Source organism: Streptomyces xingningensis, from assembly GCF_054957865.1.
Genome location: NZ_JBDJPF010000032.1, coordinates 63,777 through 72,923 on the forward strand (window position 1 = coordinate 63,777; position 9,147 = coordinate 72,923).

Genomic DNA, 9,147 nt, shown 5'->3' on the forward strand with positions numbered 1-9,147 from the left:
AGCCGGCCGCACCCAAAGCCACGTCAGAAGATGTCCGGGCACCACGGCCGGCGCGCCGTGCGCAGCAGCAGCTCCGCGAGGGCGGCCGCGCCGGGGCGTTCCTCGGTGATCCGGCCGAGCGCCGCGAGCCGTACGGCGGACTGGTCGCCGAGATACAGCGCACCCAATTCGCCGACGCCGAGCGAGAGTTCGGCCGGGCGGGCGGTGGGGGTGCAACTCGCCCCGTCCGGGCCGGCGTCCAGCAGGTAGCGCCCGGCGGCCAGGCCGCCCGGGTCGGCGACCTCCAGGACGAGGGTGCCGCTGGTGGCGTAGGTGCGGGCCTGGAGCAGTGCCGGTATGTCCAGCGGGCGGACCCAGAGGTAGTCGGCGTGGGTGGTGATCCTGGCCGAGCGCGGGTCGGGCAGCAGGTGGGGGAGGAGATCGTCGGGGGCCCGCAGGCCGGTGTTGACCTTGGCGATCCAGTCGATGGTCAACAGGAACTGCCACAGGGCGCGTTCGGCGGCCGGGGACACCGCGATGAGGTCGCGGACGGTGGCGGTGTTCTGTGGCCGCTTGGCGGTCCACCGGTCGTCGGCGGCATAGCCGAGCAGCCCCTCGGGGGTGCCGTCCGGCGAGCGGTAGAGCACCTGGAAGGGTTCCGTCCACGGTTGGAACGGGTCCGGGATCTCGCCCGTATTGATCCGCCACCAGCGTTCGGTACGGTTGACGGCTCCGTGCCGCCCGGCCCGCAGCCGCTCATGCAGACCGGGCCCCAACTCCCGCACGGTGGCGCCGTCCACGAAGTCCACCCGGCCTCCGCAGGCCGGGCCGCGGTACCGCCGGTCGAGGCCGGTGCGGTGGACGTCGACCTCCCACTCGGTGACCGCGGTGGCCGGGCCGAAGCCATAACGACCGTAGATCGGGTACTCGGCGGCGATCAGCGTCGCCGCGGCGTCGCCGCGCTCCTTGGCGGCCCGCAGGTCGCGGTCCATCATGCGGCCGAGCAGCCCGCGCCGGCGGTGCGTCGGCGAGACGGTCACGCCGGAGACCGCGTCCGCCGTCACCGAGGCCCCGCCGGGCACGCTCAGCCGCTGGGTGAAGCTGCGGAACGTGGCGACGCACCGCTCCGCCTCGAAGACCCCCTGCATCCGGGCGAGGTCGAAGGACGCCCGCCGGAACTCGACGGCCTCCTTGCTGACCTCGGGCGACGCCAGGAAACCGGTGCGCGCGGCCCGGATCCAGCCGGGCAGGTCGGACTCGTCGATCGGGCGGGTTTCGAGGCTCATTCGCTCACGCTAGGTGTGGTACGGCACCGTTCGCACACGATTTTCCGCCCGGCCGGCCCCCGCCCGCCGCCCCCCGAACGCCCAGCGCAAGGCGCTCGGCTCAGCAGGCCCCAAGCGCTCAGAACGCGACGCGTATCCGGCCGACCTGTCGCCCGCCGCCCAGCAGCGGCTCATCGCCGATCCGGGCCAGCACCGGGGAGTCCACGCCGAGCAGGGCGAGCGCCCGGGCCAGCACCGGGCCCAGGGCCCGCAGCGCACCGTCGTCGATCTTGAAGGCGAGGGCGCGGCCGTCCGGCAGTGCCACCGCCTGGACCGCCTCGGCACCCATCTTGGACAGCGTGCCCGGCACCTCGCGCATCAGCCAGGTGTCGGGGCGCCGGGTGCCCGCCACATACTCCGGGTGCGCGCGCATCGCGTCCGCGACCCTGCGCTCCGGGGTGCCGGGCTCGGCCAGTACGAAGCTGCGGAAGGCGCGGGCCAGTCCGGTGAGCGAGAGGGCCATCAGCGGGGCGCCGCAGCCGTCGGTGCCAATGTGCGCGACGCGTTCGCCGCCGGCCCGCTCCACGCACTCGAGCACCAGCCGCTGCAGCGGGTGCCCGGGGTCGAGGTAGGACTCCGGCGCCCAGCCGTTGGCGGCACAGGCGGCGATCATGGCGGTGTGCTTGCCGGAACAGTTCATGGTGACCCGGTCCCGGACCCGGCCGGACGCCAGGTAGGCCTCCGCCGCGACCGGGTCCAGCGGCAGGTCCGGGGGAGTCTGCAGGGCGTCCTCGGCGATGCCGAACTCGGCGAGCATGGTGCGCACCAGCTCCAGGTGGAAGTCCTCGCCGGAGTGGCTGGCCGCGGCGAGGGCCAGCCGCTCGCCGGACAGCTCGACGCCCGCCCGCAGGATGGCGGCCGCCTGCATCGGCTTGTTGGCGGAGCGCGGATAGACCGGGGCGGACGGGTCGCCCAGCGCCAGCTCGACACTGCCGTCGGCCGCCAGCACCACCAGCGAGCCACGGTGCCGGCCCTCGACGAAACCGGAACGCACGATCTCGGCGAGGACCGGGCGTATCGCTTCTCCGGCCACGGCGGGCACGGGCTGGGCAGGGTTCATCGTGGGGCCTTCCGGGGGTGGCGGACCGCCCCCGGAGTCCTCACGAGAGCAGGTCGTCTACTTGTGCTTCCCCTTCACGGTACCTTCGCGCAATCTCCGCGCTGCAATCGTCCGCCATGTGCTGGAGCTGCCGGCGGCGGACCGAGACCTGCTGCTCGTACGCCTCCAGCCGGGCCAGCCCGGCGGCCAGCTCCACATCGGTGCGCGCCGACAGGTCCGACAGCTCGACCTCGCCGAGCATGTCCTCGGCCAGCCGCCGGTACTCCTCGCTGTGCGGGGTCCCGAGCGTCACATGCCGGGCGGAGGACCGGTGGGTGGACGGCCCGTCCGCCAGGATCTCCGACAGCCGGTCCACCACCGGGGCGTCCGGCCGCGCCCGGTGGGCCAGTTCGGCCCGCAGGATGTCGATGCGCCCCTGGAGCAGCCGCCGCACATAGCTGAGGTCCGCCTCCTCCTGCTGGGCGTCCCGGCGCAGCGCGCGCACCTCTTCGAGGCGCAACTCGCCCAGCCGCCGCACCGGAACATCCGCGTCCGCCAGTCGGCCGGAACGCTGGATCGGGGGCCTCGCATGCGGACTGTCCACGGTGTCCACTCTGTCCAATGCCTCGTGTGTGGTCATGCGGTTCCGTCCCCTCACGCCGGGTGGCCTGCACGCATCGTGCCACCGGTGACGGTGTGGCCGCAGGCCGTCACCGCCCGAACGGCCCCGGAGGGAGCAGGGGCATCATGGTCCGTATGCGTGCTGTGGTGCAGAGAGTGGACGGGGCGAGCGTCGCCGTGGACGGCCGTACGGTCGGTGAAGTCCTCGGCGAGGGTCTGTGCGTGCTCGTCGGGGTGACCCATGAGGACACCCCGGCGAAGGCCGCGCAGCTGGCCCGCAAGCTATGGTCGCTGCGGGTGCTGGAGGACGAGAAGTCCTGTTCGGATGTGGGGGCGCCGCTGCTGGTGATCTCCCAGTTCACGCTTTACGGTGACGCCCGCAAGGGGCGGCGGCCCACCTGGAACGCGGCCGCCCCCGGCCCCCTCGCCGAGCCGCTGGTCGACGAGGTCGTCGCACAGCTGCGGGCACTGGGGGCGCGGGTGGCGACGGGGATCTTCGGCGCCGATATGAAGGTGTCGCTGACCAACAGCGGGCCGTTCACGGTGCTGATCGAGGTCTGAGCGGTCCTGGGATCTCCCTTCGCGAGTGCCCTACGGCTCGACGACGACCTCCTGCGCCGCCGCCGTGCCGTCGGCGATCAGCGCCGCGTCCACCGGCACATTCCGCTTCACCAGCGCCAGCGCGATCGGCCCCAGTTCGTGATGGCGCACCGAGGTCGTGATGAAGCCCAGCTGCCGGCTCTCCGGCCCGTCCGAGGCCAGCCGCACGGGGGTACCGTGCCCCGGCAGCCGCACCTCGCTGCCGTCCAGGTGCAGGAAGACCAGCCGCCGCGGCGGCTTCCCCAGGTTGTGGACGCGGGCGACGGTCTCCTGGCCCCGGTAGCAGCCCTTCTGCAGATGCACCGCAGTGCCGATCCAGCCCAGCTCGTGCGGGATCGTCCGGTGGTCGGTCTCCAGACCCAGCCGCGGCCGGTGCGCCTCGACGCGCAGCGCCTCCAGGGCGAGGGCGCCCACCGCCGGGCCGTGCGCCTCGGCGAAGGACTCCAGCCGCTCACGTGGCAGGAACAGGTCGCGCCCGTGCGCCGTCTCGCGCGCCGCCACGCCCTTCGGCGTCTCGGTGATCGAGCCCGCCGGGAGGTGCACCACCGCGAAGTCGTCGGTCCGGTCGGCGACCTCGACCCGGTAGAAGAACTTCATGCTCTCCAGGTAGGAGATCAGGGCGTCCTGGGTGCCGGGCTCGACATGGGCCCAGGTGGTCTCCCCGTCGTCCACCAGATAGAGCGCATGCTCGATGTGGCCGTTGGCGGAGAGGATCAGTGCCTCGGTGGCCCGGCCGGGCGGCAGTTCGCTCACATGCTGGGTGAGCAGCAGATGCAGCCAGCTCAGCCGGTCGGACCCGGTGACGGTGACCACTCCACGGTGGGAGAGGTCGACAAAACCGGACCCGCCGGCCAGCAGGCGCTGTTCGCGGAACAGGTCGCCGTAGTGCGCGGCGACGCCTTCGTCCGGGCCCTCGGCGGGGACGGCGCCGGGCAGCGACAACAGAGGGCTCTTCGATTGACGCAGCATGGGCCCAGCCTACGACTCGGTGTCCACCGGCTTCGAGGTGCAGGAGCCGCACCGCCCGAAGATCGCGAAGTGCTTCATGTCGGTGTCGAAGCCGAACTCCTCGCGCAGCCGCTCGGTGAACGGCTCGGCCACCGACAGATCGGCCTCGATCACCTCGGTGCAGTCCCGGCAGACCAGGTGTATGTGGTGGTGCCGGTCGGCCAGGTGGTAAGTGGGCGCACCATGCCCCAGGTGGGCATGGCTGACCAGGCCGAGCTCCTCCAGCAGCTCCACCGTCCGGTAGACCGTGGAGATGTTGATCCCGCCCGCGGTCTTGCGGACCTCGGTGAGGATGTCGTCCGGCGTCGCGTGCCCCAGCCGGTCCACCGCCTCCAGTACGAGCTGGCGCTGCGGGGTCAGCCGGTAGCCGCGCTTACGAAGGTCGCTCTGCCAGTCGGTGTCCACCACGCCTTCAGTCTAGGTCCGGACGCTACCGGGGTCCGGTCGCTACCGGGCCCGGACTCCGCGCAGATAGCTGCCGAGGGCGGCGATGGCCGCCGGGTTGCGCGGGCTCTCCACCAGGTCGACATAGTCGAGGACGAAGATCCGCTTGTTCTTGATCGCGGAGACATTGGCCAGCGGAGGGTAGGAGAGCAGGAACTCCTTCTTCCGCTCGGCCGACACCTCCCCATAGTTGTTGATCACGATGACCTCGGGGTTCCGCTCGACCACCGTCTCCCAGCCGACCGTTGTCCAGGTGTCCTTGAGGTCCCCCATCACATGCTCGCCACCGGCCTTGGTGATGATGTCGTGCGGCCCCGCATAGGCACCCGCGGTGACGGGCTGGTCCCGCCCGTCGTCATAGAGGAAGACCGTCGGCCGCCTGCCGTCCTTGGGTATCGCGGCCTGCGCGTCCGCCACCTGCTTCTTGAAGCCCGCGACCAGCTTGTCCGCCCGCTCCTCGACGTCGAAGACCTTCCCCAGCGTCTCCAGGTCGGTGTAGAGCGCCTCCAGCGGCGGCATCACCCCGCGCTGCTTGCCGGTGCCGCTGCGGCAGGACTCGGTCAGTACATACGAGCCGATGCCCAGCTTCTTCAGCGCGGCCGGGGTGAATCCGTCGCCCTCGCCGAAGCCGTAGTTCCAGCCCGCGAAGACCAGATCGGCCTTGGCGTCGAGGACCAGCTCCTTGTTGATCTGCTTTGTGGACAGCCGCTTGACCTTGTCATAGCCGTCCGTCCAGGGGGCCGGGCGGCTGGACTTGTAGTCCGGTGCCACATAGCCCGCCATGTGCTTTTCCAGGCCCAGCGCGAACATGATCTCGGTGATGCCGACATCATTGGTGACCACCCGCTGCGGGGCCCGGTCATAGGTCGTCCGTACCCCGCAGTTCTCGATGGTCACCGGATAGTGGCCGCGGCCGCCCTCGGACCCGGCGGCTTTCCCCTCCGACTCCCCTTCTGATTTCTTCTCCTTCTCCCCCGATTTCTCTTCCGACACCTTCGCGCCACAGCCCGCCAGGGCAACGGCGGTGAAAAGAGCGACGATTGAGCGGGCGGTACGGGTCATGGTGGGCGTCCTCATCGGGGCAGGCGGTCGAAGAGCAGTTGCGGAGCGCCGGATTCCGGATGCGGCACTCGGTGTGCCCGCACGCCGAAGACCTCGGCCAGCAGCCCGGCGGTCAGCACGGCGTCCGGCGGGCCGGAGGCGACGACCCGGCCGTCCGCGATGACACACAGGGCGTCGCAGTGGGTGGCGGCCAGGTTGAGGTCGTGCAGCGCGGCCAGCACCGTGAGCCCCGACTCCCGTACCAGCGCCAGGACTTCGAGCTGCTGGGCGATGTCCAGGTGGTTGGTGGGCTCGTCCAGCACCAGCACCCTGGGCTGCTGCGCCAGGGCGCGGGCGATCAGCACCCGCTGCCTCTCGCCCCCGGACAGGGTCGGAAAGCTCCGGCCGGCGAGATGGGCGGCGCCGACCCGGTCGAGCGCCGCCGCGCACGCCTCGGTGTCCGCCGCCGTGGTACGGGCCGCCGCCCGCTGGTGCGGCAGCCGTCCCATGGCCACCACCTCGGCGACGGTGAAGTCGAACTCGCCGCCCGACTCCTGCGGCAGGGCCGCCAACCGCCGGGCCCCCTCGCGGGGATCGAGGGCATGGGCGTCGTCCCCGTCCAGCAGCACCCGCCCGGCGGCCGGGCGCAGTGCGCGGTAGACACAGCGCAGCAGGGTGGACTTCCCGCTGCCATTGGGCCCGACGAGCCCGATGAACTGCCCACTCCCGGCGTGCAATTGAATGTCCTCGATCAGCCGGGCGCCCGAGATCTCCACGGACAGCCCTTCGACATCGACGCGCATCAGGCACCCCCGAAGACATAGCCGCGCCGCCGCATCAGAAGCACAAAACAAGGCACCCCGAGCACGGCCGTGATCACCCCGACCGGCAGTTCGATGGGTGCCAGCAGCAGCCGCGACACGATGTCCACCCAGACCAGCAGCACCGCCCCCAGCAGCGGGGCCACCGCCAGCACCCGGCGGTGATCGGCGCCGACCAGCATCCGGGCGACATGCGGGACCATCAGTCCGACGAAGCCGATCGCCCCGCTGACGGCGACCACGGCCCCGGTGACGGCGGCCGCGACGACAAACAGCCTCCGCCGCAGCCGCTCCGGGGCCACACCGAGCGCGGTGGCGGTCTCGTCCCCCATGGCCAGGACGTTCAGGCTACGGGCCGACCACAGCAGAAAGCCGAGGCCGCCGAACACGGCAACGGCCGCCGGCGGCACCGACTGCCAGCTCGCCCCGCCGAGGCTGCCGAGCAGCCACATCATTGCCGAGCGGGCGGCGTCCCCGCGGTCCGCACTGAAGACCATCAGCGTGGTGATCGCCGAGAAGCCGTATGACATCGCGGTGCCGGTGAGCACCAGCCGCAGCGGCGACAGCCCGTGCCCGATGGGGGTACCTCCCGTGCCTTTCGGGCTACGGGGGAGCGCCGCCGCGTAGACCAGCACCATGGCGGCGAGCCCGGAGGCGAAGGCAGCGCCGGATAGGGCCCAGACGCCCAGCGAACCGAGTACCCCGAAGAGCAGCACGGCACTGGCGCCGACGGCCGCGCCGGAGGAGACGCCCAGGGTGAACGGGTCGGCGAGGGCATTGCGCACCAGCGCCTGGGTGGCCACCCCGACGGCGGTCAGCCCAGCGCCGACCACGACGGCCAGCAGGGCACGCGGAAGGCGCAGCTCCCAGACGATGGCGTAGGCGGAGACCTCGTCCGCCGAGATCTCCCCGCCGGTCAGTCCCGCGCGCAGATACCGCAGCACCTCGGACCAGCCGAGGCCCGAGGAGCCGAGCCCCACACAGCACAGCAGCGAACCGAGGAGAGCGATCCCGAGCCCCGCGATCAAGGGTGGCAGGGGCAGTCTGCGGGGTGCTGCGGCCTGGCTGATGGTCGCCACGGGCGGTACGCCTTCGCTCGGGCCGTGTGCCTGAGTGTCGGGGTACGTACGGGCGTCCCGTAGCGGGGGCCCTCCCCTCGCAGTCCACGGCGAGTTGTCAGGAGCCTTGCGCGCGCCGCAGGTGATCGGGCTTACGGAGCGTGTCGCTCCGTCTACCGTTGCGGGTCAGCGCCGGACTTCGACCGGACTTCCCCCGCGGGGCGCTTTGAGAGGTGTTGCTTCCTACGGGTTGTAGGGCGTGCCGTCCTGGCGGTAGAACGCGACCCCATCCGGAAGGTCATCCGGCAGGTTCTGCGCCCAGGTCTGCAGGTCCTCCGGGACCTTCTTCAGCTGCGCCGACATATACGGCCGCAGCGGCACCTCGGGGGTGGCCTTCTCGCCCACCCACATCAGATCGCCCTTGACGTATCCGTACAGCCGCTTGCCGCCGGAGTACGGCCCGGAGGCGGCGGTCCGCGCGACCGCGTCCGTGGCGATGTCGATCTGCGGCTTCTTGTCGGCCAGCTCGCCGTACCAGACCTCGACGACGCCCTGGTCGCGGATCATCACGACCTCGACCTTGCGGTCCTTGTCGATCCGCCAGTAGCCGCTCTCCGTCTCCAGCGGACGGACCTTGTTGCCCTTGTCGTCAAGCACCCAGCTGTGCGAGACGTACTCCAGGAAGTCCCGGCCGTCGTGGGTGAAGACGACCTCCTGCCCGAAGTTGCACTTCTCCGCACCGGGGAAGTCGGCGACGCCCGCGCCCTCCCACTTGCCGAGCAGGAAAACGAGGGGCACCAGGTCCCGGTGGAGGTCGGAAGGAATCTCGATCATGGACTCAGCTCAGACGATCTGTTCTGTAGGGGGTGAACAGGGTGAACAAGGAGGGCTCAGCGCTGGCCCTGGTACAGCTTCTTCCAAGTCAGCCCGGCGAACGCGAGAACGCCAACGGCGACCAGAACCAGCAGGGCGGTAAAGACTGCCTCAAGCACGAGCGCGCTCCTCGGTCGGAGAGGGGTGAGAGTACGGGCCGGAGTACGGACCGGGGTCGAGTCTAATCGGACGGACCGCGGACCACCTTGTGAGGTTGGTCGGTTGATCGCCTCGGGGTGCGGTCCGGTGGGTACGTCCGTTTTCGGGTGCGGGTTGGAGCGAGTGCGGGTCAGGGCTGGGTGTGGAGTGTTTCTGCACCGCTTCGCGGTTTGGGGGGG

10 protein-coding genes are annotated in these 9,147 nt (G+C 71.2%); 1 reads left to right on the forward strand and 9 read right to left on the reverse strand.

The features are described 5' to 3' along the window. Positions 1-23: 23 nt before the first annotated feature. The 3 genes from ABCR83_RS18405 to ABCR83_RS18415 all read right to left on the reverse strand — a co-directional run bounded on the left by ABCR83_RS18405 (position 24) and on the right by ABCR83_RS18415 (position 2,983). Positions 24-1,265, reverse strand: coding sequence for a GNAT family N-acetyltransferase (locus tag ABCR83_RS18405; protein ID WP_462696120.1), 1,242 nt, complete (start codon positions 1,263-1,265; stop codon positions 24-26). Positions 1,266-1,383: 118 nt separating this feature from the next. Continuing rightward, positions 1,384-2,364 (reverse strand): asparaginase, encoded by a 981-nt coding sequence (locus ABCR83_RS18410; RefSeq protein WP_462696121.1) that lies wholly within the window; start codon positions 2,362-2,364, stop codon positions 1,384-1,386. A gap of 40 nt (positions 2,365-2,404) precedes the next feature. Then, positions 2,405-2,983, reverse strand: a complete 579-nt coding sequence (locus ABCR83_RS18415) for an RsiG family protein (protein ID WP_462696122.1) — start codon at positions 2,981-2,983, stop codon at positions 2,405-2,407. Positions 2,984-3,099: 116 nt separating this feature from the next. Here ABCR83_RS18415 and dtd point away from each other — a divergent pair, with 116 nt between their 5' ends. After that, on the forward strand, positions 3,100-3,525 hold the full coding sequence (gene dtd, locus ABCR83_RS18420) for a D-aminoacyl-tRNA deacylase (RefSeq protein ID WP_462696123.1): 426 nt from the start codon (positions 3,100-3,102) through the stop codon (positions 3,523-3,525). 30 nt (positions 3,526-3,555) lie between these two features. Here dtd and ygfZ read toward each other — a convergent pair whose 3' ends face one another. The 6 genes from ygfZ to ABCR83_RS18450 all read right to left on the reverse strand — a co-directional run bounded on the left by ygfZ (position 3,556) and on the right by ABCR83_RS18450 (position 8,770). Beyond that, entirely contained in the window at positions 3,556-4,533 is a 978-nt protein-coding gene (gene ygfZ, locus ABCR83_RS18425) for a CAF17-like 4Fe-4S cluster assembly/insertion protein YgfZ (protein WP_462696124.1), read from the reverse strand. A gap of 9 nt (positions 4,534-4,542) precedes the next feature. Then, positions 4,543-4,980, reverse strand: coding sequence for a Fur family transcriptional regulator (locus tag ABCR83_RS18430; protein ID WP_462696125.1), 438 nt, complete (start codon positions 4,978-4,980; stop codon positions 4,543-4,545). Positions 4,981-5,019: 39 nt separating this feature from the next. Next, entirely contained in the window at positions 5,020-6,078 is a 1,059-nt protein-coding gene (locus ABCR83_RS18435) for an ABC transporter substrate-binding protein (RefSeq protein WP_462696126.1), read from the reverse strand. Between the two features lie 11 nt (positions 6,079-6,089). Next, positions 6,090-6,860, reverse strand: a complete 771-nt coding sequence (locus tag ABCR83_RS18440) for an ABC transporter ATP-binding protein (RefSeq protein ID WP_462696127.1) — start codon at positions 6,858-6,860, stop codon at positions 6,090-6,092. Next, a complete protein-coding gene (locus ABCR83_RS18445) occupies positions 6,860-7,957 on the reverse strand; it encodes a FecCD family ABC transporter permease (protein WP_462696128.1) in 1,098 nt (365 codons plus the stop codon). The genes ABCR83_RS18440 and ABCR83_RS18445 overlap by 1 nt, the downstream gene beginning before the upstream one ends. A 222-nt stretch (positions 7,958-8,179) precedes the next feature. Continuing rightward, a complete protein-coding gene (locus tag ABCR83_RS18450) occupies positions 8,180-8,770 on the reverse strand; it encodes a heme-binding beta-barrel domain-containing protein (RefSeq protein WP_462696129.1) in 591 nt (196 codons plus the stop codon). Positions 8,771-9,147: the final 377 nt, after the last annotated feature.